This is a genomic window from Verrucosispora sp. FIM060022, from assembly GCF_003977705.1.
Classification (GTDB): Bacteria; Actinomycetota; Actinomycetes; order Mycobacteriales; family Micromonosporaceae; genus Micromonospora; species Micromonospora gifhornensis.
In genome coordinates this window covers 233,988-258,056 of sequence record NZ_RQIV01000001.1, presented here as the reverse complement: position 1 = coordinate 258,056, position 24,069 = coordinate 233,988, and the positions used below count along the sequence as shown (strand labels likewise).

The following is a 24,069-nucleotide window of genomic DNA, read 5'->3' as shown; positions in this document are numbered from 1 at the left end:
AGGCACAGGCGTGGGGCGCGGGGCGGGCAGGTCTGGCGTGCCGGTGACGGTGGCCCAGGTCACAGCGGTTCTGTGCCGTGAAACACGATCTTCATGGGAGCGTCACCCCCGCGACGCGGAGTGCGCTTAGATTCATATCCGGTGGTGGTACGGCACTCTCCGGTCGGGACGGGTCGGGGGTGCCGCGGTGTGGGGCACCGGGCCGCAGTTGAGCGGATTCCGCGATTGCGGCCCGGTGCCTGTCCCTTTCTCCAGACCCCAGCTTTCCGGCGTCAGCTTTCCGGCGTCAGCGCAGGTAGATGCGCGGAGCGGGCGGGACGGCCATCCCGTCGCCGAGGAAGAAGCTCGGGTGCGGCGGCTGGTTGTAGGCGGTGTTCTGCCAGGCGACGGCGACCCGGTACTGCAGGTCGTGCATAAGCGTGTGGATGCGGGTGTTCGTCGGGGTGGGTGTGCTGTAGATCCGCAGCGCCCGGCTGTCGCTGGTGCGCCAGATGACCTCTTCCCGCCAGTCGCCGAGGATGTCGGCGGACAGTGCGGGGGTGGCCTTGGTGCCGTTGTTCGAGGCCACGTCGGCCCCGGTGAGCAGGCGGGTGTCGCCGTTGGGGCCGTACTTGTCGATGCGGGTGGCGTCGAGCAGTTCGCGTACCGGGTCGCCGTCCCACCAGATCAGGAAGTTGGTCGAGGAGGGTTTGCGGCCGACGTTCTGGCCTCGGGTGTTGCTCAGGCCGCTGACCGCCGACGACCAGGATTCGGCGCCGGGGCTGCCGGCCCAGATGTCGCCGGAGACGCCCCGTCCGTTGTCCCCGCCGGCCGGGGTGGACCAGATGAGCTGCCCGGTGCGGGCGTCGGCGAGGTAGGAGCTGGGCTTGCTGCCGTCCTCGTTGACCTTGAAGACCTCCAGGCCGGCGCGGGACGGGTCGAGGTCGCCGACGTGCATGGCGTCGCCGTGGCCGGTGGCGGTGGAGTGCAGCAGTCGACCGTTGTCGTCGATGGTGGCGGCACCGTAGACGATCTCCTGTCGGCCGTCTGCGTCGACGTCGGCCACGGACAGGTTGTGGTTGCCCTGCCCGGCGGCGGCGCCGTTGCCGCTGGCGTTGGAGTCGAAGGTCCACCGCTTGGTGAGGCTGCCGTTGCGGAAGTCCCAGGCGGCGATGACCGCGCGGGTGTAGTAGCCCCGGGCCATGATCAGTGAGGGGCGTTGACCGTCGAGGTAGGCGGTGGCCGCGAGGAACCGGTCGACCCGGTTGCCGTACGAGTCGCCCCAGGAGGAGACGGTGCCGCGGGGCGGGTCGTAGTTGACGGTGGAGAGGGCGGCGCCGGTACGGCCGTCGAACATGGTCAGGTACTCCGGACCGGCGAGCACGTAGCCGCTGGAGTTGCGGTGGTCGGCGCTGGAGTTGCCGATGACCTGTCCGGTGCCGGAGCGGGTGCCGTCCGCGGTCTTCATGGCGACTTCGGCACGGCCGTCACCGTCGTAGTCGTACACCTGGAACTGGGTGTAGTGGGCGCCGGCCCGGATGTTGCGACCCAGGTCGATGCGCCACAGCCGGGCGCCGGTGAGGGTGTACGCGTCGACGTAGACGTTGCCGGTGTAGCCGGACTGCGAGTTGTCCTTGGCGTTGGACGGCTCCCACTTGAGCACGAACTCGTACCGGCCGTCGCCGTCGAGGTCGCCGACGCTGGCGTCGTTGGCCGAGTAGCTGTACGCCTCACCGCTGGGTGTGGTGCCGCCCGGCGGGACCTGCAACGGTACGTCGAGGTAGCCGGCCGGGAACTGCACCGCCGGGGCGGAGTCGGCCTGTTCGACGCCGCCCACCACGGCCCGCACGGTGTACGCGGCACCGGCGGCAGCCCCGCTGTCCAGGTAGTTGGTGGCCCCGGTGATCGGGCTGGCGTTCACCCGGGTGCCGCCCCGGTAGAGGTTGAACGCCACCCCGGTGGTCTCGGTGCCCAGCAGCCGCCAGGAGACCAGGTTGGCCGACCCGGAACGGACACTGACCAGTCCCCGGTCCAGGTTCTCCGCCTGCATCGACCCGGGCGGCGGAGTGGTCGGTGGTGGAGTCGTCGGCGGTGGGGTGGTCGGTGGTGGAGTCGTCGGCGGTGGGGTGGTCGGAGGCGGTGGGGTGGTCGGAGGCGGCGGGGTGGTCGGGGTGGTGGCGCCGGTGCAGGTCGTGCCGTTGAGGGCGAAGCTGGTGGGCACCGGGTTGGTGCCGGTCCACGAGCCGTTGAACCCGAAGCCGGTGCTGGCGTTGGTGCCGATCGTGGCGTTGTAGTCGACGTTGCGGGCGCTGACCTGCGCGCCGGACTGGCTGACGGTGGCGTTCCACGCCTGGGTGACCTGCTGACCGGCGGGCCAGGCCCAGGTCAGCGTCCAGCCGTTGAGCGGGTCACCGAGGTTGGTGACGGTGACGTCGGCGCCGAAGCCGCCGCCCCACTGGTTGGTGATGCGGTAGTCGACCCGGCAGCCGGTGGCGGCGGCCGAGGCGGTCAGAGTGGTCAGTACGCCGGCGGCGAGGGTGGTTGCCGTGGCGGTGGCGAGCACGATGACCCGACGGACGGTGCGGGGCATGAAGGTCCTCCGGTGGAGGTCGGGCGCGCGGCAGTGGTGGCGTCGCCGGCGTGCCCGTTGCCGGCGGGTGCCGCGCTGGCGGCAGAGATCCCGACGCATCGACGTCGGTAGTTTGGTTCCCGCGCAGCTGCGATGCTAGGGCACGCGTTTTCGGCACACAATCGGTCGGCCACAGCTTGCCCCAGGCCCAGCCCTTTTGGTCAACTTCCCCCGTGGCAGCGCACATGACACCGGAGGAGTTCCGTCAGGCCGGGTACGCGGTCGTCGACTGGATCGCCGACTACTGGGCCACCGTTGCCGAGCGCCCGGTGACCTCCCAGGACCGGCCCGGCACGGTGGCGGCCGGGCTGCCGACCGCTGCGCCGGCTGAGGGCGAACCCGTCGAGTCCGTCCTCGCCGACCTGGACAAGCTGGTCGCACCCGGGTTGACCCACTGGCAGCATCCGGGCTTCTTCGGGTACTTCCCGGCCAACACCAGCGGTCCCAGCGTGCTGGGTGACCTGGTCAGTGCGGGTCTCGGCGTACAGGGCATGCTCTGGGCCACCGGACCGGCCTGCACCGAGCTGGAGACGGTGATGCTCGACTGGCTGGCCCAGGCGTTGGACCTGCCGGCCCGGTTCCGCTCCACCGGCACCGGCGGCGGGGTCATCCAGGACTCGGCCTCGTCGGCCACGCTTGTCGCCACCCTGGTCGCCCTGCACCGGGCCGGCGGCGGGCGGTGGCGCGAGGTGGGCGTCGACCGCCGCTACCGGGTGTACGCGTCGACCGAGGCGCACTCGTCGATCGAGAAGGCGGCCAGGATCGCCGGGCTGGGCGTGGACGGGGTACGGCTGATCGAGGTGGATCCGGTGACCCGGGCCATGTCACCGGCGGCGCTGCGGGCGGCGATCGAGGCGGACCGGGCCGCCGGGGTGGTGCCGGCCCTGGTGGTGGCGACCGTGGGCACCACCTCCACCACGGCGATCGACCCGCTGCCGCAGATCGGCCCGATCTGCGCCGAGCACCGAGTGTTCCTGCACGTCGACGCCGCGTACGCCGGGGCGGCGGCGATCTGCCCGGAGCTGCGGTTCGGCCACGCCGGTCTGGAGTACGCCGACTCCTACTGCTTCGACCCGCACAAGTGGCTGCTCACCGGCTTCGACTGCGACGCCTTCTGGGTGGCCGACGCGGCTGAGCTGGTGCAGGCGCTGACCGTGCTGCCGGAGTACCTGCGCAACGCCGCCACCGAATCCGGTGCGGTGATCGACTACCGGGACTGGCAGGTGCCGCTGGGTCGACGGTTCCGTGCCCTGAAACTGTGGTTCGTGCTGCGTTGGTACGGCGTCGAGGGTCTGCGCGCGCACATCCGGCACGGGGTGGCACTGGCCGCCCGGTTCGCCGACCGGGTACGCGCCGACAACCGGTTCGAACTGGTCGCCCCGCACCCGTACAGCCTGGTGTGTTTCCGGTTGCGCGGCCCGGACGGGCCGAACGAACGCCTGCTGGCGGCGGTCAACAGCACCGGCCGGGTCTATCTGACGCACACCCGGGTGGCCGGCCGGCACACGCTACGCCTGGCGGTCGGCGCGCCGCAGACCACCGAGACCCATGTCGACGAGGCGTGGGAGCTGATCTCGCAGGCGGCAGCCCTGGCCGACTGACGCCCTGCGGGGATGGTCGGATCAGCGGTCGGCGCCGGAGAGTGCGGTGACCTCCTGGGCCGCCGCCGCACCCGGGTCAGCTCCGTCGGTGCTGGCCGTCTGGAGGCTGGCCGCTGCGGCGGTCGCCCGCTGACGGCGGGCCCGCAGCACCAGCCGCACCGCCAGCACCAGGGCGGTGACCCAACCGGCCGCCAGCAGCACGTAGACCAGCACCGGCAGGGAGCCCTCCAGCTCGGCGGTGCGCATCAGGATGCGGGCGTTGGTCAACACGATCACGCCGCCGACGGCCGCGCCGAGCATCTGGGCGGGGACGATGCGCACCAGCCAGGCGGCGATCGGTGCGGCGATCAGACCACCGATGAGCAGGGCGAGCACGATCGGCAGCAGGAACCCCTCGGTGCCCAGGCCGATGAGGAAGCCGAGGCTGGCCGAGACCGCGACGAGGAACTCGGAGGTGTCCACCGAGCCGATCACCTTGCGGGGCTCCATCCGCCCGCTGACCAGCAGGGCCGGCGTGGCGACCGGCCCCCATCCGCCGCCGCCGGTGGCGTCGACGAACCCGGCGACCAGCCCGAGGGGCCCGAGGAACCGCCCGCGCAGCTGCCCGGCCGCCGGATTGCGGCGCAACGGCCGGGAAAAGCGCACCAGCAGGTACGCCCCGAGCGTGAACAGGATCGCGGCCATCCACGGGGCGGCTGCCTCGGTGGAGAGCGAACTGAGGAAGGTGGCACCCGCGAACGCGCCGACCGCGCCGGGGATGGCGATGCGGGTCACCACTCGCCAGTCGACGTTGCCGAACCGCCAGTGGGCGGTGCCGGCGGCGAGGGTGGTGCCGATCTCGGCCAGGTGCACCGAGGCGGACGCGGCTGCCGGCGCAACCCCGACCAGGAGCAGCAACGTGGAGGAGGTCAGCCCGTACGCCATGCCGAGTGCCCCGTCGACCAGTTGGGCGGCAAGCCCGACGAGCGCGATGACCAGCAGCTTGCGCACGGCCGCCCCCCAACTTTTCGGCAACTCCTATCAACTTGGTCGACAATGCGGCATTGAAGGGCCCGCGGTCAAGCCCCCGATCAGTCAATGAGACGACACCCTCGCCCGCTCCCCCGCCTCAGGCCCCTCCCCACCCGAGCCACCGCTCCCCCACCCGGACCATCGCTTGCCCACCTGGGCACCACTCCCCACCTGGGGCCCTTTGCTCTGCTTCACTCCACGCACCAAATCTGGGGGCAAATCGGTGCGTCGGTTGAAGCAGAGCAAAGGGGGCGAGGGGTACCTCTGCCTGCGCGGCCGAGTAGGGCACACGTCGTGGGGTGACGCCCGGATTACGCCGGTTACCGGTGGCCGGGCGGCTGGAGCCAGGCGAAGTGCGGGCGGCCGGCCCAGGAGCGGGTGCCGGATCCAGGAGCGGCGTGTCATCCAGAAGCCGGAAGCCGGAAGCCGGAACCAATGCCACCCGAAATCGGGGCGGTCCAGCCCGCGCGCCGTCGTCAGCATCCTCATCCACCGCGACACCGGACCGCACACATGCCAGGTACCGGGGTCAGGTCCGAAAGTGGCGGTCAGGTCCAGGCGCGGGGGTCGGAGACCAGCTTGGTGACCTGCTCGGGCAGCGTGCCCTGCGCCACGTCGGCGACGGTGACCAGTTCGAGGATCTGGCGTTCGTTGGCGCGTAGCGCGATCCAGACGTCCTGCAACGCCCGGGCGGCACCCTGGTAGCCGAGTTGCTCGGGCCGTTGGCCCCGGATGTGGGCCAGCGGGCCGTCGATCACCCGGATCACGTCGGCCAGGGAGATCTCCTCGGCGGGGCGAGCCAGCCAGTAGCCGCCTTCGGGGCCCCGCTGGGCTTGCATGATGCCGCCGCGGCGCAGCTGCAGCAGGATGCTCTCCAGGAACTTCGGTGGAATGTCCTGGGCGCGGGCGATCTGGTCGGCGGTCACCGGACGGCCACGCCCGGCCCCGGTCACCGAGGCCAGCTCGGTGACCGCTCGAAGGGCGTAGTCCACCCGGGCGGAGAGTCGCATGCCCGACAGGTTAGTCGGCCCGCGGCTCCACCCGGACGATCACCCCTGCACCGATCGGCTGACCCGGATGGTACGGCCGCCGGATCAGGCGCCGACGCGGCGCAGCAGTCCCTCTTGGACGACGCTGGCGATGTGCCGTCCGTCGATGGTGAACAACCTGCCGGTGGCCAGGCCCCGGGCGCCGGAGGCCGACGGGCTCCAGCAGTCGTAGAGGAACCACTCGTCGGCGCGGAACGGCCGGTGGAACCACACCGCGTGGTCGAGGCTGGCACCGACCACCCCGCCGGGGCCCCACACCTCGCCGTGCACCGAGAGCACCGAGTCGAGCAGGGTGAGGTCGGAGGCGTAGGTGAGGGCGCAGGCGTGCAGCAGCGGATCGTCGGGAAGCTTGCCGTCGATGCGCATCCACACCCGCTGGTGCGGGTCCGCGGGGCGGTCGCCGGGGCGTACCCAGCCGGGCTCGCCGACGTAGCGTACGTCGATGGGCCGGGGGATCTGCCCCCAGACGCCGAGGCGTTCCGGGTAGCGGGCCAGCCGGTCGGACATGGTGGGCACCTGGTCGGGCGCGGGCACGTCCGGCGGGACAGGGGCGTGGTGGTCCAGCCCCTCCTCGGGGCGCTGGAACGACGCCGACATGAAGAAGATCGGCTCGCCGTGTTGCAGCGCCACCGAGCGGCGTACCGAGAAGGACCGTCCGTCCCGGATGCTCTCCACCTCGTACTCGATCGGCTCGACCGGGTCACCGGGGCGCACGAAGTAGCCGTGCAGCGAGTGGACCACCCGCTCCGGGTCGACGGTGCGGCCGGCAGCGACCAGGGCCTGGCCGGCGACCTGTCCGCCGTACACCCGCTGGGGTCCGACCGGGGGGCTCATCCCCCGGAACGACCTGGTGCCGGTCGGCACCAGGTCGAGGACCTCCAGCAGCTGGTCGACGGCGGCCTGACCGACGAGCACCTGGTCGTCGGTCACTGCAGGGCCCGCGCCGAGGCGGCGTCGACAAGCGAACCGAGCTGGTGCACCCGCAGGGTGTTGGTGGAGCCGGGGGTGCCGGGCGGGCTGCCCGCCACGATCACCACGTAGTCGCCCGGGGTGGCCCGGTTGAGGCCGAGCAGCGCCTGGTCGACCTGCCGGAACATGTCGTCGGTGTGCTGCACGAACGGCATCAGGAAGGTCTCCACACCCCAGCAGAGGGCGAGCTGGCTGCGTACCTCCGGAACCGGGGTGAAGGCCAGCAGCGGCAGGTCGCAGTGCAGTCGGCTGAGCCGGCGCACGGTGTCGCCGGTCTGCGAGAAGGCGACAAGCGCCTTGGCGCCGATGGCCCGGGCGATCGAGGACGCGGCGACGGTGAGGGCGCCACCGTGCGTACGCGGGTCGTGCTGGAGGCGGGGGACGGCGATCGAGCCCGACTCGGTGGTGCTGACGATCTTGGCCATGGTGCTGACGGTGAGCACCGGGTACTTGCCCACGCTGGTCTCGCCGGAGAGCATCACCGCGTCGGCACCGTCGAGCACCGCGTTGGCGACGTCGGAGGCCTCGGCGCGGGTGGGCCGCGAATTCTCGATCATCGAGTCGAGCATCTGGGTGGCCACGATGACCGGCTTGGCGTTCTCCCGGCACAGCTGCACGGCGCGCTTCTGCACCAGCGGCACCTCGTCCAGCGGCAGCTCCACGCCGAGGTCACCGCGGGCGACCATCACCCCGTCGAAGGCCAGCACGATGGCCTCCAGGTGGTCGACCGCCTCCGGCTTCTCGACCTTGGCCAGCACCGGCCGGTGTACGCCGACCTCGTTCATGATCGCGTGGCAGAGCTTGATGTCTTCGGCGGAGCGGACGAAGGAGAGCGCGACCAGGTCGACGCCGAGGCCGAGCGCGAAGCGCAGATCGTCGGCGTCCTTGTCCGACAGGGCCGGCACGCTGACCGCCACGTTGGGCAGCGAGACGCCCTTGTTGTTGCTGACCGGCCCGCCCTCGGTGACCAGCACCCGGATGTCGTTGCCGGTGACGTCGGTGACCTCGACGGCCACCCGGCCGTCGTCGATCAGCAGCCGGTCACCGGGCTTGACCTCCTGCGGGAGCTTGCGGTAGGTGCAGGAGACCCGCTCCTTGCTACCCACGACGTCGTCTCCGGTGATCACCACGGAGTCGCCGGTGCGCCACTCGTGCGGGCCGTCGGCGAAGCGGCCCAGCCGGATCTTCGGCCCTTGCAGGTCGGCCAGGATCGCCACCGGCTTGCCGGTCGCCTCCGATGCCTCGCGGACCAGGTGGTAGACCGCCTCGTGATCGGCGTGGCTGCCGTGGCTGAAGTTCAGCCTCGCCACGTTCATACCGGCCTCGACGAGCCCACGGATGCGCTCGGGCGACGAGGTGGCAGGACCAAGAGTGCAAACGATCTTCGCGCGGCGTGTCACGCCCATCAGGCTAGTCTCTCCTCCGGGTCGGACCACGGGCCGACCCCTTGCGCAAAGCGGAACAATTGTCCAACGGCGCGCGACGTACGCGCGCTGCCGGCGGGCGTAGCCACGCCGGAACGTCGATGGCGGGCATCAGCGACCGCGCGCCGGGAATGGTACGCCTCCCATGCCAGGGTGCGCCGAGCCGCTCCGCTCCGCCAACCGCTCGTGACCGCACGATTGCCGAAGGTCAACCCCCGCTGCGGTTCAGCTTTCCGTCTTGGCCAGCGGAAACTCGAGCGAACCGGCCGGGCAGAGGAAGGTCATCACGTCCACCCGGTAGAGCCCGGCCTGCACCGCCGGGTCGGCGTCCATCACGCTGCGCACGTCGTCGACCGAACCGGTGCGGGCCAGACCGAAGCCCAGCGGCGGGTCCGGTTCCCGGGCCTCGTTGCCGTCGACCGCTCCGGCCACCAGGATGATCCCCCGCCGCTGGAGCGCCTGCATGTGTTCGGCGTGCTCGGCCTGCAACCGCTGGATGGTCTCGGCGGGCAGCGCCCGTCCGGCCGTGCCGGGATAAAGCACGACGCACTCGTACGTGTCAAGCGCGAAGTCGAGGTTCGGCTCTGCGGTCATGACGCTCCCTTTCGCGGCCCGTCCGCGCCCGACGGCGGCACACGCGGCGGTACCGTCCAGCCTTCCATGAACCGGCAGGCCGCACCGGGCGCTCAGCAGATCCGGGGCGCACCACGATGGTGTCGCGATCGGAGCAGGGAGCAGCAATGACGACTAGATTGGCCGACGAGGACGATCGACGCGATGGGAATGACATGGCGAGCAATGCTGACACTCGACCCGCCAAGGCCGCCGGCACCTACCGGATCGGCGGAGACCTGACCGTCGACCGGCTCGGATACGGGGCAATGCAGATCACCGGCCCGGGCGTCTGGGGCGACCCGAAGGACCCGGCCGAGGCGGTACGGGTCCTGCGCCGGGCGTACGAGCTGGGCGTGACGTTCATCGACACCGCCGACTCGTACGGGCCGTTCGTCTCCGAACTGCTGATCAAGGAGGCGTTGCACCCGTACGCCGATGATCTGCTCATCGCGACGAAGGCCGGCCTGTCGCGCAGCGGCCCGGGTGACTGGCGTCCCCTCGGTCGGCCGGAGTATCTGCGGCAGCAGTGCGAGCTGAGCCTGCGCCACCTGGGCCTGGAGAGCATCGGGCTCTACCAGCTGCACCGCATCGATGCGAAGGTGCCGCTGGCCGATCAGCTCGGCGAGTTGGTGCTGCTCAAGGAGGAGGGCAAGATCCGACACATCGGCCTGTCCGAGGTGACCGTCGAGCAGATCGAGGCGGCCCGCCAGATCGCGCCGATCGCCTCCGTGCAGAACCTCTACAACCTGGTCAACCGCAAGGCCGAGGACGTCGTCACCTACTGCGAGAACAACGACATCGCCTTCATCCCGTGGTACCCGATCGCCACCGGCGAACTGGCCCGCCCCGGCGGCCCGCTGGACGCGATCTCCACCGAGCACGGCGCCACCCCCGCCCAGCTCGCCCTGGCCTGGCTGCTGCGCCGCTCCCCCGTCATGCTCCCCATCCCCGGCACCTCCTCGGTAGCCCACCTCGAGGAGAACGTCGCCGCCGCCCAGGTAACCCTCACCAACACCGAATACGAAACCCTCTCCACCCCCACCTAACCCCCTCCCCCACCCACCCCGCCCTCCCCCGCCCACCCCCTCCCCCCGCCCCGCGATCTTGCACTTTTGGTCGCCTGAATGCGCCCTATGCCCTTAATGTCCCGTCGATAAGTGCAAGATCGACGATGCGAGAGGGCGGGGGCGACGCGACGAGGGGGCGGGGGTGGGACGGGGGTGGGGTGGGGGAAGGGTTAGAGGGCTAGGCAGGAGGGGTTGATGGGGTGGTCGCGGAGGGCTTGGCGGATGATCGAGTACGTGGTGCCGTCCACGACCAGGGCGAGATGACCTACCACGCGTAGGGGGCACTTGGCCTGGATGAGGACGTTCGTCGCGCCGTCGGCCAGCGTGGCGTTGTCGACCGGGCGGACGAGTTCGTCCTGCCAGGTGCGTACGGTGGTCCAGCGGACCGAGCCCGGAGTGTCGTCACCCGCGTTGAGCGCGGCGAGGAACGACGAACCGATGGTCATCTGCTGGCAGGCGACGATTCCGGCGCAACTGCCCAGGCCGAGGAACGCCAGCATGTTGGCGACGTAGGTGCCGTACTGGGGGGTGCCGAGGCTGACGTAGCGACCGATGGTGTCGCCACCGCCCAGATTTTTGATGTAGTACCGACTGACCAGGCCACCCTCGGAGTGAGCGACCAGGTCGATCTTGGCCGCGCCGGTGCTGGAGCGGACCGTTCCGACGAAGGTGCGCAGGCTGCCGGCGGAGGCGGCGATGTCGCCGAGCCCCAGATTCGGCAACTCGTAGACCCAGACCCGGTAGCCGTCGGCGCGCAGCCGGGCAGCCAGCGGCTGGTACACCGCGGCGATGCCGCTGAGCCCACCGACCACGATCACCGGGTTGGCATTGGCGAGGGCACCGAGCCCGTCGCCGGCCGCACTGGCGACCGACGCGTCGGCTGCCGTGGTCACGGCGGCGGTGCTGGCCGGTGCTTCGGCAGCCACCGCGCCGGCCGAGGTCACGGCGGCCGAGGCGGGGGGTGCCGACAGGACGACGGCGAGGGTCAGCGCGAGGACGGGGACAGCCTTTCGGAGCAGCATCGCTGCACCTCCCAAGGGGAGAGCCCCGGGGTTGCCGGGGCAAGGGTGGGGGGTGTGTCCGATCGACCGTGCAATGATGATCCCGTCACAATCTAGAAACGTCAATGAAAAGTTACGCTCGGGTAGCAACGACCTTCACCAGGCATCCAGGATGTCGACTGTCCATAGACGACGGACGCCGCCCGTACCCACCGGGGTACGGGCGGCGCACGGTCGCGGGGCAGACTCAGCTGGCGGGGGTCACCTCCGGCTCGGGGTCGGGCCGGGCCGGGCTGTTCTTGACGTACGTCGGGTGCAACTGCACCGGCTTCGTCTCCTGCTCGCGGCGCTGCCGCGCCCGTACCCGCAGGTTGAGGAACTCCACGAAGATGGAGAAGGCGATCGGCCCGTACACGTAGCCCTTCGGAATGTGCTGGTCGAGGCTCTCCGCGATCAGGCTCGCACCGATGATCAGCAGGAACGACAGGGCCAGCATCTTCACCGTCGGGTGCTGGTTGACGAAGTTGCTGACCGCCGCGGCCGAGACCAGCATGATGATCATCGCGATCACCACGGCGGCGATCATGATAGCCAGCTCGTCGACCATGCCGACTGCCGTGATCACCGAGTCCAGCGAGAAGACGATGTCCAGTACCAGGATCTGCGCGATGACCGCGCCGAAGGACACGACCTTCTTCTTCGACCGGCCGTGGTCGGAGCCCTCCAGGTGCTCATGGATCTCGTACGTCGCCTTACCGACCAGGAACAAGCCGCCGAGCAACAGGATCAGATCCCGCCCGGATATCTCCTGCCCGAGCACGGTGAACAGGGGCGCGGTCAACCCGATGATCCAGGACAGCGAGGCGAGCAGCAGCAGCCGCGTGACCAGGGCCAGCGAGATGCCGATCGTACGGGCTCGGGCCTGTTGATGCTCGGGTAGCCGGCCGGACAGGATCGAGATGAACACGACGTTGTCGATGCCCAGCACGATCTCCAGCAGGAGCAGGGTCGCGAACGCGATCCACAGCTCGGGACTGGTCAAGAATTCCATTCCATCCTCGACTCTCAGACCACCGCCGGGCGGGGCACCCGGAACCATCGGCGATCTGCGCAAGCATGGCGTACCGCGTCACCCCCCGCTCCGCAACCCCGGCCGGATCAGGGCCGGTCCGCGCGGCGACTGAGGGCTTCCCAGCGGGCGTACTCGGCCCAGCGAGTCCGCTCCAACTCGGCGACCATGTCGAACGCCACGCCACCGAGCACGATCCGGCGCGGCGGGGACGCCAGGTCGACGATCTCCCGCAGCACCCGCGCCGCGTCGGCCGGATCGAAGTCGCGGGACTCCCCCCACAGCCGCTCCAGCCGGGCCCGCAACTCGGCGTACGCCGGATTCGGGTCCGCCAGGGTCAGCCCCTTGGTGAACAGACCGGTCTCGTACCCGCCGGGACCGACCAGCGTGACGTGCACACCGAAGTCGGCAAGCTCCATCGCCAAGGCGTCGGAGATCGCCCCGACCGCGGCCTTTCCCGCGCCGTAGAGCCCGGTCGAGGCGAATCCGCCGGCCGATCCCATCGACGAGATCATCAGCAGGTGCCCGGAGCGCTGCTCGCGCAGGTACGGTGCGACCGCCTGGGCCACCCACAACACTCCGAACAGGTTCGTGTCCAGGTGCCGCCGGGCCTGCTCCTCCGAGACCTCCTCGATCATCCCCAGCAGCGCGCCGCCGGCGTTGTTGATCACCACGTCGAGCCGGCCGAACACCGCCACCGCACGTCGCACGCCGGCCATCACCGCCGCCCGGTCCGAGACATCCAGGGGGTACGCGACCAGCCGCCCGTCCGACCGGTCGATCAACTCGGCAAGGGGTGACACGTCCCGGGCGACGCCGATGACGCGATCCCCGGCGGCGAGCGCCTCCTCGGTGAACGCCCTCCCCAGGCCCCGGCTCGCGCCGGTGATGAACCAGATGCGGCCCTTGGCATCCGTATCCACTGTCACCGATTCCTCCAATCCGGGCCGCCCTCGCGGCCAAAGACAAGACGATACGTACCGTCTCGTTTTGAGAGTGCCACACGAGGGCGCGGCAAGCAATCCGATACGTCTCGTCTTGCCTAAACTGCGTTCTCATGACCTCCCGAGCACCCGACCCGGGCCGCCGCAACCCACGGTCGCGCGCCGCGATCCTCGCGGCGACCCGCGAACTCCTCGCCGAGGCGGGTTTCCGGGCACTGACCATCGAGAAGATCGCGGCACGCGCCGGGGTGGGCAAGCAGACGATCTACCGGTGGTGGCCGTCCAAGGGCGCGGTGGTGTTCGACGCGCTACTCGCGCTGAGCGAGACGCCCGAGGGCGCCGAGTCCGGCACGCCCGGCACCGTCGAGTTGCCCGACACCGGGGACATCGACGCAGACCTGCGCACCGTCCTGCGAGCCACCGTCGCCGAGTTCGCCGACCCGGCATTCGAGGCGCCCCTGCGCGCCCTCTACATCGAGATGATCACGGACGCCGACCTCGCCGCGGACTACCGCCGCCGGATGGCGGCCCCCATCAACGAGGCGAAACGTCGCCGCCTGCGCACTGCGCAGGAGCAGGGACAACTCCACCCGGACGCGGACCTCGACCTCATCGTGGAGATGCTCTACGCACCCCTGACCCAGCGCTGGCTGCTCGGGACCGGACCACTCGACCGGGACTTCGCCGACCGCCTCGTCACCAACGCACTCCATGCGGCCCGAGCGCCGGGCGCCGGACCCCGCAGCGCCTGACCGCACTACTGACCAACAGCGCCGGCTGCCCGCACCGACTCCGGTCGCGGCCCGCCTGAGCGGGGAGTTGCCCCGGCCAGCGACCGGGGCGACCATTGCGCAGAACCGGCCCGTGAATTCGCTGTTGGACAGATGTCCAGATCTGCTCGTCAAATCTCCTACAATCGTCGGGCTCGATCGCACGGATCTTTAATTTTTTCAGAGTCGTGACAGGCGACCGGATGCGGCACATTAAACGCGCCGGCAGTTCTCGACAGGCTTGACTGCCAACAGTTGAGGAAATCTTGAGATTGGCGATGTCGCCATAACGACGAGCACGGCAAAACGGCGCTTCATGCAGCGTCGCCACGGTCCCGGGAATCGCCGGAAAGCGGTGCCCCGGTCAAAGCGATCCATTGCTAGCCGCACCCAACTGTGCTTAGGTGGCGAACTAGATCCACCCGATCACTGTGGAGGGCTATCCATGCGTCAAGCTATTCCGTCAGCGTCACCAAGTCGGGTAAAGCGTCACGTCGCAGTCGCCGCCGCGCTGCTCATCGGCCTTCCCGGAATGGCGGTGTCAATTACCGCTCCGGCAGCCGCCCAACCGCTCGAATCGCACTGCGGAAACGAGACCGGCGGCAAGTCGGTCCAGGGCTTCATCAGCCACGAGGAACTGCGCCGCAGCCTCCAGCAGATCGAGCACACCAGCAACGGCAAGGTCCAGGTCGACGTCGCCGGCTACTCGAACCAGGGCCGCGAGATCTGGACGGCCCGGGTCGGCGAGGGCGACACCGTAGTCCTGGTGCAGAGCCAGATCCACGGCAACGAGATGCACGGCACTGCCGCCGTCCTCGACGCCCTGCGTACCCTGGGCAACAACTCGAAGCGGTCCGAGGAGATCCGCAAGGCCGTCACCATCGTCGCCATTCCGAAGCTCAACCCGGATGGCAGCGAGGCGGACGTTCGGCAGAACCAGCGCACCTGGAGCGATGTCGTCGCCGACTTCCCGCAGCTCGCCGACGCTCGCACGGCGTGGAACTACAACACCCGGGTCGGCGGGTTCGACGTGAACCGCGACTTCAACCCCAACCTCGACTACGTTCCGCAGGCTGCCCACTTCCCGGGCAACAGCGCCTCCACCGGCTGGTACATCACCCCCGAGGCGCAGACCGCCCGGGACGTGTACCGCGCGCTGGAGCAGGAGTTCGGCACTGTCGACGTCTTCGCCGACCTGCACAACCAGGCCGCCTGCTACACCGGTGAGGGGATGGACGACTACACCACCCTCTCCATCTCCGGGCGCTTCATCAACAACCCCGCCCAGCACGGCAACTGGCCCAAGTTCAACTACGACGCCTCGCGTCGGGTGAACGTCGCGGTGTACGACGCCCTCCAGTCCGGCAACTCGCCGCAGAGCAAGGTGACCCTCTACCCGCAGAACACCAACCTGCCGGGCACCGCGCTTGGTTCGTTCGCCCTGCGGGGTAGCGCCACCATCCTGTTCGAGACCCGTGGGCAGACCCAGTCCTGGGGCCAGAAGCAGCACGGCATGCTGACCAAGCAGGTCGAGGACGGCCTCTTCGGCATCTTCAACGCGATCACCGACGGGACCCTGAACACCATCGACCCGGAGCGGTACGAGCTCATCCCCGAGCGCCGCAACGTCCCGCGCACCTGAACCGAGTAGCAACACTGTCGCCCCGGCCGTCGCGGCCGGGGCGACACCCGTTTCAGCAGCCGGTGGGCCGAGGGCGCGCGGTCAGGGACGCGCGGGGAACCGGGTGAGGAAAGCCCGCCAGGCGGCCGGGGTGAAGGTCAGCGCCGGGCCGGTCGGATCCTTCGAATCGCGTACGCCGATCACCCCGGGCAGATTGTCGGCGACCTCGACGCAGACACCGCCGTTGGTGGAGGAGCGCGACGAGGTACGCCACCGTGCGCCGGTCAGGTTGTCCATGTCTTCGCCGCCTCCTTGAGCATGTGGAGTGTCTGCCCCAACGGGAGCGCTTCGCCCCGGACCGCGTCCCACTCCAAACCGACGCGCGCTATCGGATCCGGCTGCCCAGTGGTCTGCGATTCAAGCTGATGGTCCACGCAGGCCGCACGGGCTCCGTCAGGCAGATCGGCCAGGATGAACGCCCCGGCCAGTCCCGAATAGATGCCAGCCGACAGCGGGACGACCTGCAACTGAATATGCGGCTGCTCGGCGCAACTGATCAGGTGGGCGACCTGCTCGGCCATCACCTCCGGGCCACCGCAGGCCCGCCGCAGCACCATCTCGTCCAACACCACGAACAACTGCGGACTCGGGTCACGGGCGAGCACCGCCTGTCGCTGTAACCGTGCCGCGACCCGCCGATCCAGTTCGGCAGCGGGCGTCCGCGCCGCCCGGAACGTCGCGCGGGCGTACGCCTCGGTCTGGAGCAGCCCCGGCACGAACGAGTGCTCGTACCAGCGCAGCGCCGTCGCCTCCCGCTCGATCTGAATCCATTCGCGCAGCCAGACCGGTGAGGAATCGCCCTTGACCAACTCGTCCCAGAGGGTCGCGAAGTAGCCGCCGGTCTCCAACGCGCCGTCCACAGCGGTCAGGTAGGGCAGGGTCGGCGGCTTCGTGCCGGTCTCGATGGCGCTCACCTGCGAATCCGAGCAGAAGACCCGCTCGCCGAGTTGCGCCTGAGTCAGCCCGGCGGCCCCACGCCGACGCCGCAGCTCACGAAGTAGGTACTCCGACGGCGAGATTCCCACGACTTCCACACCCTTCCCCGACGCTCTGCCCGACTCCACCCAAACCCGGACCCGGCCGCTACGTTCCGCGATCGAGTGCTGACTATTCACACCGTATGGGGCGTACGTCCAAGGTGGAAGTAGCACGGCGTGCCTGGTGGAGGTCGATCCCCCCGACCCGGCAGGCGCGTACGTCCCGGGGGTCGCTGCCGGATGTCCCCACCGCAGCGACCCCCGCTCCAGACCCGGTGGAAGGAGAATGCCCGTGGCCGTGCCGAGGCCCACGAATGCCGTGCCCGCGTCCCGCTGGGCCTCCCGCCCGAGCGCAACACCGGCACGCTCGACCGCAGCACCGGCACGCCCGAGCGCAGCGCCGGTCCGCGAGGACGGCACGCCTCGGGTGGCCCCCGGGGTCTACCTGCTGACCAGTGCGGCGTCGCCGCAGTTCAGCAAGCCGATCACGGTACGGCTGATCCGCGAGCGCACCGACCGGCATCCCTACTGCGGGTGGACGTGGATCGAGGTCTACCAACTCGACGCCCGCGGCACCGCGGTCGACCGGCGCGAACTCTACGTACGCCCCGACGGGCTGCGACCCGTACCACCGTCGACCGCAACCGGCGCTGCGGCCCGGCACCCCACTGCGAAGGCCGCGCAGTGAGGGTGCACCTGCGTGATCACGTCCCGTCCCGCCCGACGTGGCGCTGCCGGGGCTGCGGGGCCGCCTGGCCCTGCTCCCCGGCGAAGCTGCGCCTGCTCGCCGAGTACCGCAACAACATGCCAGGGCTGCTGGTCCACCTGGTGACCCTGCGCGAACAGGCCACCGAACAGCTCGCCGACCTGCACCCCGACGCCTACCCGACGAACCTGCACCAACGTTTCACCGACTGGGTCCCGGTCCACACCGAGCCTTAAACGGCCAGTCCAGGTGAATAAGGCTGATTGCCGCCGTGACGCAGCAGGTCGGAGAAGATGGTCGGCCAGGGTGGGGCGGAATTGTCTCCCCTGGTCGCTAGGCTTGTGGCAAGCAGGCTCAGGGCGGGAATTGAGGAGCTGGGAAGGAGGTACCGCCGATGGCCAACGCACACGACGTTGCGGCGGCGGTGTTGAGCGAACTCGGCCCCATGACCGCCATGAAGTTGGAGAAGCTCGTCTACTACTGCCAGGGCTGGCACCTGGCGCGCGAGGGCCACCCCCTCTTTCAGGAGCCGATCGAGGCATGGCGCGAGGGCCCGGTGGTGCCGCTCCTCTACCGCCACCACCGACGGCAGCTCATCGTGTCCGAGTGGCCGCACGGCGAGCCGTCTCAATTGACACCGGCCCAGGCGGCCACGGTCCGTTGGGTGACCGAGAGCTACGGCAAATTCTCAGCCACCGAACTGTCGACCATGACCCACAACGAGCTTCCTTGGCGCGTCGCCCGCGGCGCCCTTCCCGAGTCCGCTAGTTCGACCGAACAACTCAGCACCGACCTGATGCGGACATACTTCGCCCGGCAGGTGGCAAGCGTCGAGACCGCCGTCACCCTCGCATCCGCGAACGCCGCACTTGAAGGCGTCGAGTTCGACGAGGACTGGCAGGACAAGCTTCGCGATGTCGCCTCCGGCGTCATCGACGCCGACGAGCTGATCGCTCAAGAGATCGCCCGGATCTGCGGTGACCGAGACTGACCCGTACTGCTGGCCAGGCTCAGACTGCTTGAAGAACAAGCTGGGCATCTCCGATATCAAGCAACTGAACGAGGTCGAATCCAGGCTGGCCTCGATCCGTGAGGTCCAAGCCTCCCGGATGATCCTTCCGGGCAATTACGGCTTGGAGCACCTCCAAGACTTTCACCGACACCTCTTCGCGGCCGTGTACCCGTGGGCCGGAGAAACCAGGACAGTAGACATCAGCAAGCCCGGTGCAAGGTTCTGTCACTGGCGCTTCATCGACGATCAAGTAAGCGCCATCCTCAGCCGGCTCCCCGAGGACAGCTTCTTGCTCGGTCTGCGTCCGGACGCGTTCGTCGAAGCCCTCGCGCACTACTACGGTGAGCTGAACGTGTGTCACCCCTTCCGTGAAGGCAACGGACGAACCATCCGTTCGTTCCTGCGGCAGCTAGCGGCGGCAGCCGGCTACCTGCTCGACTGGTCCGAACTGAACGCGGAAGCGAACATCACCGCCTGCCAGCAGCACCTCATCACGGCCGACCTCGACCCGCTGATCACAGTGCTGCGCCCTGTCGTGCGACGGCTGACCTGAGGCATCACGCAGCGTGACCAAGGCAGTGTCCACAGTGCTTTCACTTCCGCCAGGTGCCGAGGCCACGCGCGACCAAGTCGCGATCATGGAGCGCGCGTACGATGCTGCTCCGTAATTCGATGACGAGGAGGATCATGTCCACGACACCGCAGGCCTCATCGCTCCGGTTGGTCGCCGTCGACACGGGCATGCTCGTGGCCACTCTGGTCACTCTCATCGGATACCTGATGCCCTGGTTCAAGAAGAATCGGGCCGTGTGGTCGTTCTCCGGCTGGGAGTACGCGTCGCTCAGCAGCGGGGGTGGCTGGACTCTGATCACCTTCGCGTGGCTGCTGCTGGCTGCCGGGGCGGCACTGTGGGCAGGGCGGAGCGTGGTGGCGGCGATGACCGGCATGGTGGCCGCCGTGGGCACCCTGGTCAACGCGCTTGCGGTGGTGGCGGCGAGCTTCGCCATGTTGGGCGAACAGAGCAGCCTGAATGCGGTGGCCGAGCGGTCCTTCGGTGTCGGGCTGCCGATCATGGCGGCTGGCATCGGGTTGTTGCTGGCCACCTCCTGCCGGGCGATCGTCCGGTGTCACCTGACGGAGGCCGCCGAGGACCGGTACGAGCCGTCGGCGTAGCGCTCAAGCCGTCGGCGCGCCCTACCGGACGATGCCCCGCGCAACGGTGAACAGGTCGTCCTGACCTACCTGCTCAGGGTCGACAAGCACGGTCACCGCGACCCCCGGCTCGGTCAGCCAGAACGCCTGCGCATCGGTCGCCCGACCGGGCCCGTCGGGGTGCGGGAAGTCGACCAACTGCGAATCGTCGAGTTCCCGCTCGTGATAGTCGACGAGGAATTCACGTAGCCCATCGAGGTCACTCAGCCGCGGCCCGCGCAGCACATGCACCCGCAGATCCACCCGGTATCCGTCGGCGGTCTGCCGCTCCCAGACCCGGCTGGTGATCTGCACGTCCTCCCACTCGCTGGCGAAGTCGGAGACCAGATCGCCCAGCCCGTCCGGCAGATGTCCGATGTGGAACCCGTCAAGCATCCCGCCGTCACCCACTGCGCCACCTCCACCCTCGTCCCGCCGTCGGCGGTCAGTTGCCCAGTGCGCGTACCTTCGCGATGGTTTCCTGGACCTGCTGCTTGGCGGGCTCACCGCCCTGGGCGGCCTGCGCGAGCGCCTGCCGGTACGAATCGATCATGTTGATCAGCGGCCCGGCGGCGACGCCCTGCAACGCGCCCGCGACGAGTTGCCGTGCCTCGGCCGCGTCCTGCGCGGCGGCGGCCGTCTTCGCCTTCGCCTCGTCCAGCTTCTGCGCCGCTGCCGCCAGCCTGGCGATCATCTCCGCTGCACTCACAAGCCCTCCCCCGCCTGACCCTTTGCCACCACGAGCAACCACAGAGGAGCCTACGAGACTCCCGCACCCGCCGCGACACCCTGAACCTCCGCGCAGACCTTGGTACGAAAGTGCCCCTGGAGGGGCGCTGACGTTCCAAGATCTCGACGGAGGTTCACCGCAGGGTGCGGATCAGGATGAGGTAGCCGCAGTAGGCGAGCGGGACGGCGAGAAAGCAGAGCAGGAAGCCGATCACCGGGTAGCGGGGTGCGGTCATCGCGCCGACAGCGGGCCGACCCCAGCGGCCGAGCACCAGCCAGCCACCGATCAGCGAGGCAGCGGGCAGGCCGGCACACATCCAGGAGAACAGCGTCCATCCGCCGACCACGCCGACCCCGGAGGCGAGCACCATCACCAGCATGATCAGCACCGACACGGCGGCGAACGCGAGGTAGACGGCGAACGCCCGGGCTATCGGCGACCAGGTCGGCAGCAGCGCCGGCTGCTGGGCGAGCACCTCCGTCTGCTGCGCGTACCGGTCGGCCTCGTCGGCCCACCGCCGGGCCATCTCCAGCTCCGTCGCCGCATCGACCTCCCCGGCCCGCTGCCCCGGCACCCCGGCCGCCGTCGCACTCACCGCCACCGGCAACGCCCGCTCCGCCTCCCCCACACCCACCTGGGGGTACGCCCCGACCCCCGACCGCCCCGGCGCGGCGGCTGCGCCGCCGTCCCACCCCGTCCCCGGTCCCGAGCCACCTGCTCCCGCGTGACCAGACGGCGCAGGCGGACCGGAGGTGGGCACGCCGGGTGGACCTGGCGGGCCGGAGGTGGGCACGCTGCCCGGTGGGCCGGGGGGTGGCGAGGTGACGCCGATGGTGCGGCCGAGTTGGTCGAGGCGCTGCCCCTGGGCGAGCAGTCGACGATCGAGGTATTCCACGGTCGCGCCGAGATCCCGTCGCCGCTGCTCGTCGGCGGCGACACCCTGTTCGCTGGCGCGCTGCTGGGTGGACAGGTGACGGACCAGCGCGGCGTACTCGTCGAAGGTGGACACGTTCACTCCTGCCCCTCGGCGGTGTACCCATCGCGAGCGAACGGCACGATCAGCCGGATCCGCTGATCGTGCCGGTCGACCAGCAGGGCCCGGTCGGCTCGGGGCGTGTACGCCAGGTCGTGCACCCCGAGGTGCAGGCCGAGGTCGGCGCCGGGCACGTTCAGCGCGACCAGGCAGGCGACGTCGTCGCGGTTCTGCGTCCCGCCGAGGTCGTCGGCGAGCCGGCGCAGCCCACGCCACCAGCCGAGCAGGTGCACCCCGTGGCCGGGGCCCTGGCGCAGCAGGGTACGCAGGTCGTCGTGGCCGGAACGGAAGGTGGCCGGATCGGACTCGGCGAGCAGCCCGGCTGCCGCGTCCATCCCGAACACCACCAGGTAGCTACGCCCCGGCGCGGCACCAGGCATGTCGCTTCCGACCGCCCCGGCGTCCCCTGCCGATCCACTCGCCACCGTCGGTTCAGCGGTCGGGCCGGGGCCGCCGGCTGCGGCCAGGGTGGCGAGGTGCCGGCGCAGGGCGGCGGCGTCGAGGCGTACCACGGGGTGGCCGGCGGTGGTCAGCCTGGCGGCGGTGTCGTCGGCCGCCGGGTCGGCGGCGGCGACCAGCGGGGCGAGCAGGAAGGTCGCCTCGCCGGGGGTGTGCTGCCGGGCCAGGCTCAGGGTGGCGGCGCGCAGCACCTCGGCACCGGCGGCGGAGGTGCCCACCACGGCCAGGTGCCGGCCGGGTGCGGTGTCCATGATGAACAGGGCGCTGGTGCCGTCCACGTCGACGGTGCGGCCGACCAGGGCCAGGGGGCGTCGGCCGCCGGGGCGCAGGCCGGTGAAGGTGGCGTCGTCCTCGACGCGGGCGGTCTCGTAGCCTCGGAACACCGACGGTGGCCGGGCATCCGACGGGCGGGCCTGCCACAGCTCGTGCCGCAGTCGGGTCAACTCGTCGACGGCGGCGTAGGCGTCGGGGAAGCGGATCACCGTGTTCGCGCCGGTCACGCCGGCGGCGGTGTTGATCACGGCCGAGCCGACCGGCAGGGTGGCCGCGGCGTCGTTGAGCGGGTCGAGCACTCCCCCGCCGCCGGGCAGCGCCACCCGCAACGCGAACTGCCCGAACACCGCCTCGGCGCGGCCGTAGAGTGCCTCGATGCCCGTCGTGCTCTGGCTGGCCAGCACCAGGTGCACGCCGTACGAGCGGCCCTTGCGGGCCAACTCCTCCAGCAGGTCCACCGACTCGCGGGAGATCGGGTCGTTGCCGGCGAGCAGCACCTGGAACTCGTCGATCACGGCGATGATCCGTGGCACTGCGGTGTCGGGGGGCAGGTCGGCCAGCTTGGTGACGCCGTGACGTTTCAGCGCGGTGGCCCGCCGCTGCAGTTCGCGGCGCAGTTCGCGGAGCACGGCCACGCCGTACTCGCGGTCGCTCTCGATGCCGACGGCGCGGGCGTGCGGCAGCCAGGACGGGTCGCGGCCGGTGGGGACGAACTCGGTGAAGCTCACCCCCTCCTTGAAGTCGAGCAGGTAGAGCTGCAACTCGCTCGGGGCGTAGCGGGCGGCCAGCCCGTAGAGCACGTCGAGCAGGAACACCGTCTTGCCGGCGCCGGTGCGCCCGCCGACCAGCCAGTGCGGGGTGGTGTCGTCGAAGGCGATGGTGAACGGTTCGCGACCGGCCCGACCAACCACGGTACGCAGTCCGGCGCGGGCCGAGTCAGCCCATCGTCGCGACGGCAGCAGGTCGGCGAAGCCGATCGTCGCGCCCCGGCGGGCCGCCTCGCCGAGGTGGGTGGCGAGCGCCGCGACCGAGGCCGGTGGCGGGTCGCCGTCGAGCCGTACCGGGACGGCCAGGCCGCTGCCGTCGGCGCTGAACGGTGCGTGCGGCGGGTCGCCGACGCGGGCGTACTCGTCGATCATCCGGAGCACGGTGGTGGCGCCCAGCGGCGGCGCCGGCTCGCCCGGACCGGCCGCCCGCCAGCCGGCGAGCAGGACGCAGACGGCGGCGGCCGGACCGGCGTGGGTGAGCGCGGCGAGCCGGGCGGCGTCCCGTGGCGACGGCACCGACGCGGCGACCAGCACCAGCAGTTCCTGGTCCGGCCGGGCGGCCTGCCGGGCGGTACGGGCGTGCTGTTCGGCGGCGTCGAGCAGCGCGGCGACCTCCGGCTCGGTGGTGGCCGGTGAGTCGATGACGCCGGCGTCGAGCAGGGGTCGCAGTGGACCGAAGGTGGCGCCGAGGGCGGCGCTGTCGCACCCGGCGACCCGGACGCCGCCGGGTGCGGCGGTGGCGAGCAGGCGCAGCACGACCGCGCGCAGCAGTGCGGCCACGGCCGGGTCGCGGGCGTCGGTGTCGACGGCGAGATGATGTCCGGCGCCGAGGGGCACCAGGACGGGGAAGCCGCCACCGGCGGTGACCGCCTCGCCGAGGCGTACCGGCACCGGTTGTCCGGCCAGCGGGGTGCCCGGCGTCGGGGTGGCCAGGGTGCCACCGACCCGGGCCAGCAGGGCCAGCAGGTCGGGGTCGACCGTCGGGGCGGTGGGTGTGCTCTGCTGCAACGCGTGCCGAGCGGCGTCGAGGTGGGCCCGGGCGGCCCGGTGTGCGCCGATCGCCTGCCCGTACGCCGACGCGAGCCTGCCCAACGTCTGCCCCTCCGCCGACG

At 70.4% G+C, this 24,069-nt stretch carries 24 protein-coding genes; 9 read left to right on the top strand and 15 right to left on the bottom strand.

Features of this window, described 5'->3' with window-relative positions:
* Nucleotides 1–286: 286 nt before the first annotated feature.
* Nucleotides 287–2,569 (bottom strand): rhamnogalacturonan lyase family protein, encoded by a 2,283-nt coding sequence (locus EG812_RS01140; protein WP_126710497.1) that lies wholly within the window; start codon nucleotides 2,567–2,569, stop codon nucleotides 287–289.
* 212 nt (nucleotides 2,570–2,781) lie between these two features.
* Here EG812_RS01140 and EG812_RS01135 point away from each other — a divergent pair, with 212 nt between their 5' ends.
* On the top strand, nucleotides 2,782–4,209 hold the full coding sequence (locus tag EG812_RS01135; protein ID WP_232510839.1) for a pyridoxal-dependent decarboxylase: 1,428 nt from the start codon (nucleotides 2,782–2,784) through the stop codon (nucleotides 4,207–4,209).
* Between the two features lie 21 nt (nucleotides 4,210–4,230).
* On the opposite strand, the gene EG812_RS01130 is transcribed toward EG812_RS01135, so the two are convergent.
* From EG812_RS01130 to EG812_RS01110, 5 genes are all read right to left on the bottom strand, one after another.
* Nucleotides 4,231–5,199, bottom strand: a complete 969-nt coding sequence (locus EG812_RS01130) for a sulfite exporter TauE/SafE family protein (RefSeq protein ID WP_013735012.1) — start codon at nucleotides 5,197–5,199, stop codon at nucleotides 4,231–4,233.
* 569 nt (nucleotides 5,200–5,768) lie between these two features.
* The gene (locus EG812_RS01125; RefSeq protein ID WP_013735013.1) at nucleotides 5,769–6,230 is read right to left on the bottom strand and encodes an RrF2 family transcriptional regulator; all 462 of its coding nucleotides are present in this window, start codon (nucleotides 6,228–6,230) and stop codon (nucleotides 5,769–5,771) included.
* Between the two features lie 84 nt (nucleotides 6,231–6,314).
* On the bottom strand, nucleotides 6,315–7,199 hold the full coding sequence (locus EG812_RS01120) for an acyl-CoA thioesterase (RefSeq protein ID WP_013735014.1): 885 nt from the start codon (nucleotides 7,197–7,199) through the stop codon (nucleotides 6,315–6,317).
* Complete coding sequence (gene pyk / locus EG812_RS01115; RefSeq protein ID WP_043721498.1) at nucleotides 7,196–8,644, bottom strand: pyruvate kinase; 1,449 nt, start codon at nucleotides 8,642–8,644, stop codon at nucleotides 7,196–7,198. The genes EG812_RS01120 and pyk overlap by 4 nt, the downstream gene beginning before the upstream one ends.
* Before the next feature lie 243 nt (nucleotides 8,645–8,887).
* Complete coding sequence (locus tag EG812_RS01110) at nucleotides 8,888–9,256, bottom strand: YciI family protein (protein ID WP_013735016.1); 369 nt, start codon at nucleotides 9,254–9,256, stop codon at nucleotides 8,888–8,890.
* Between the two features lie 194 nt (nucleotides 9,257–9,450).
* Here EG812_RS01110 and EG812_RS01105 point away from each other — a divergent pair, with 194 nt between their 5' ends.
* Entirely contained in the window at nucleotides 9,451–10,323 is an 873-nt protein-coding gene (locus EG812_RS01105; protein WP_126710496.1) for an aldo/keto reductase, read from the top strand.
* Between the two features lie 191 nt (nucleotides 10,324–10,514).
* Here the strand turns inward: EG812_RS01105 and EG812_RS01100 are convergent, their stop codons facing one another.
* From EG812_RS01100 to EG812_RS01090, 3 genes are all read right to left on the bottom strand, one after another.
* Nucleotides 10,515–11,366: an esterase/lipase family protein gene (locus EG812_RS01100; protein ID WP_126710495.1), complete on the bottom strand. Its 852-nt coding sequence runs from the start codon at nucleotides 11,364–11,366 to the stop codon at nucleotides 10,515–10,517.
* A gap of 226 nt (nucleotides 11,367–11,592) precedes the next feature.
* Nucleotides 11,593–12,396 carry a TerC family protein gene (locus EG812_RS01095; protein WP_126710494.1) on the bottom strand — a complete coding sequence of 268 codons (804 nt, stop codon included), beginning with the start codon at nucleotides 12,394–12,396 and terminating at the stop codon, nucleotides 11,593–11,595.
* A gap of 107 nt (nucleotides 12,397–12,503) precedes the next feature.
* On the bottom strand, nucleotides 12,504–13,343 hold the full coding sequence (locus EG812_RS01090; protein ID WP_502697169.1) for an SDR family NAD(P)-dependent oxidoreductase: 840 nt from the start codon (nucleotides 13,341–13,343) through the stop codon (nucleotides 12,504–12,506).
* 128 nt (nucleotides 13,344–13,471) lie between these two features.
* Between EG812_RS01090 and EG812_RS01085 the strand changes: the two genes are divergently transcribed.
* The gene (locus tag EG812_RS01085; protein WP_126710493.1) at nucleotides 13,472–14,110 is read left to right on the top strand and encodes a TetR/AcrR family transcriptional regulator; all 639 of its coding nucleotides are present in this window, start codon (nucleotides 13,472–13,474) and stop codon (nucleotides 14,108–14,110) included.
* Nucleotides 14,111–14,666: 556 nt separating this feature from the next.
* Entirely contained in the window at nucleotides 14,667–15,770 is a 1,104-nt protein-coding gene (locus EG812_RS01080; RefSeq protein ID WP_126710492.1) for a M14 family zinc carboxypeptidase, read from the top strand.
* Nucleotides 15,771–15,851: 81 nt separating this feature from the next.
* On the opposite strand, the gene EG812_RS01075 is transcribed toward EG812_RS01080, so the two are convergent.
* Together EG812_RS01075 and EG812_RS01070 are read right to left on the bottom strand one after the other, a co-directional pair.
* On the bottom strand, nucleotides 15,852–16,046 hold the full coding sequence (locus EG812_RS01075) for a DUF397 domain-containing protein (protein WP_126710491.1): 195 nt from the start codon (nucleotides 16,044–16,046) through the stop codon (nucleotides 15,852–15,854).
* Nucleotides 16,034–16,843 (bottom strand): helix-turn-helix domain-containing protein, encoded by an 810-nt coding sequence (locus EG812_RS01070; protein ID WP_013735025.1) that lies wholly within the window; start codon nucleotides 16,841–16,843, stop codon nucleotides 16,034–16,036. Before EG812_RS01070 ends, EG812_RS01075 begins: the two co-directional genes overlap by 13 nt.
* 235 nt (nucleotides 16,844–17,078) lie before the next feature.
* Here EG812_RS01070 and EG812_RS01065 point away from each other — a divergent pair, with 235 nt between their 5' ends.
* The 5 genes from EG812_RS01065 (at nucleotide 17,079) to EG812_RS01045 (ending at nucleotide 19,677) form a co-directional block, all read left to right on the top strand.
* Nucleotides 17,079–17,474 carry a hypothetical protein gene (locus EG812_RS01065; RefSeq protein ID WP_233579331.1) on the top strand — a complete coding sequence of 132 codons (396 nt, stop codon included), beginning with the start codon at nucleotides 17,079–17,081 and terminating at the stop codon, nucleotides 17,472–17,474.
* Between the two features lie 2 nt (nucleotides 17,475–17,476).
* On the top strand, nucleotides 17,477–17,728 hold the full coding sequence (locus EG812_RS01060; protein WP_233579330.1) for a flavin reductase: 252 nt from the start codon (nucleotides 17,477–17,479) through the stop codon (nucleotides 17,726–17,728).
* A 158-nt stretch (nucleotides 17,729–17,886) separates the two neighbouring features.
* Entirely contained in the window at nucleotides 17,887–18,483 is a 597-nt protein-coding gene (locus EG812_RS01055) for a type II toxin-antitoxin system antitoxin SocA domain-containing protein (RefSeq protein ID WP_126710489.1), read from the top strand.
* Nucleotides 18,484–18,511: 28 nt separating this feature from the next.
* Nucleotides 18,512–19,057: a Fic/DOC family protein gene (locus tag EG812_RS01050; RefSeq protein ID WP_126710488.1), complete on the top strand. Its 546-nt coding sequence runs from the start codon at nucleotides 18,512–18,514 to the stop codon at nucleotides 19,055–19,057.
* Nucleotides 19,058–19,191: 134 nt separating this feature from the next.
* Nucleotides 19,192–19,677: a hypothetical protein gene (locus EG812_RS01045; RefSeq protein WP_126710487.1), complete on the top strand. Its 486-nt coding sequence runs from the start codon at nucleotides 19,192–19,194 to the stop codon at nucleotides 19,675–19,677.
* A gap of 21 nt (nucleotides 19,678–19,698) precedes the next feature.
* On the opposite strand, the gene EG812_RS01040 is transcribed toward EG812_RS01045, so the two are convergent.
* From EG812_RS01040 to EG812_RS01025, 4 genes are all read right to left on the bottom strand, one after another.
* Nucleotides 19,699–20,106, bottom strand: a complete 408-nt coding sequence (locus EG812_RS01040) for a hypothetical protein (protein WP_126710486.1) — start codon at nucleotides 20,104–20,106, stop codon at nucleotides 19,699–19,701.
* A 34-nt stretch (nucleotides 20,107–20,140) separates the two neighbouring features.
* Complete coding sequence (locus tag EG812_RS01035) at nucleotides 20,141–20,404, bottom strand: DUF6244 family protein (protein WP_126710485.1); 264 nt, start codon at nucleotides 20,402–20,404, stop codon at nucleotides 20,141–20,143.
* Between the two features lie 154 nt (nucleotides 20,405–20,558).
* A complete protein-coding gene (locus EG812_RS01030) occupies nucleotides 20,559–21,434 on the bottom strand; it encodes a hypothetical protein (RefSeq protein WP_126710484.1) in 876 nt (291 codons plus the stop codon).
* Nucleotides 21,435–21,436: 2 nt separating this feature from the next.
* Complete coding sequence (locus EG812_RS01025; RefSeq protein ID WP_126710483.1) at nucleotides 21,437–24,049, bottom strand: FtsK/SpoIIIE domain-containing protein; 2,613 nt, start codon at nucleotides 24,047–24,049, stop codon at nucleotides 21,437–21,439.
* Between the last annotated feature and the right edge of the window lie 20 nt (nucleotides 24,050–24,069).

What these genes read in the sequence shown, in the direction of transcription:
- EG812_RS01140 (WP_126710497.1), bottom strand. Translation starts at nt 2,569, where the DNA reads ATGCCCCGCACCGTCCGTCGGGTCATCGTGCTCGCCACCGCCACGGCA.
- EG812_RS01125 (WP_013735013.1), bottom strand. Translation starts at nt 6,230, where the DNA reads ATGCGACTCTCCGCCCGGGTGGACTACGCCCTTCGAGCGGTCACCGAG.
- pyk (WP_043721498.1), bottom strand. Translation starts at nt 8,644, where the DNA reads ATGGGCGTGACACGCCGCGCGAAGATCGTTTGCACTCTTGGTCCTGCC.
- EG812_RS01110 (WP_013735016.1), bottom strand. Translation starts at nt 9,256, where the DNA reads ATGACCGCAGAGCCGAACCTCGACTTCGCGCTTGACACGTACGAGTGC.
- EG812_RS01105 (WP_126710496.1), top strand. Translation starts at nt 9,451, where the DNA reads ATGGCGAGCAATGCTGACACTCGACCCGCCAAGGCCGCCGGCACCTAC.
- EG812_RS01100 (WP_126710495.1), bottom strand. Translation starts at nt 11,366, where the DNA reads ATGCTGCTCCGAAAGGCTGTCCCCGTCCTCGCGCTGACCCTCGCCGTC.
- EG812_RS01095 (WP_126710494.1), bottom strand. Translation starts at nt 12,396, where the DNA reads ATGGAATTCTTGACCAGTCCCGAGCTGTGGATCGCGTTCGCGACCCTG.
- EG812_RS01085 (WP_126710493.1), top strand. Translation starts at nt 13,472, where the DNA reads ATGACCTCCCGAGCACCCGACCCGGGCCGCCGCAACCCACGGTCGCGC.
- EG812_RS01075 (WP_126710491.1), bottom strand. Translation starts at nt 16,046, where the DNA reads ATGGACAACCTGACCGGCGCACGGTGGCGTACCTCGTCGCGCTCCTCC.
- EG812_RS01055 (WP_126710489.1), top strand. Translation starts at nt 17,887, where the DNA reads ATGGCCAACGCACACGACGTTGCGGCGGCGGTGTTGAGCGAACTCGGC.
- EG812_RS01045 (WP_126710487.1), top strand. Translation starts at nt 19,192, where the DNA reads ATGTCCACGACACCGCAGGCCTCATCGCTCCGGTTGGTCGCCGTCGAC.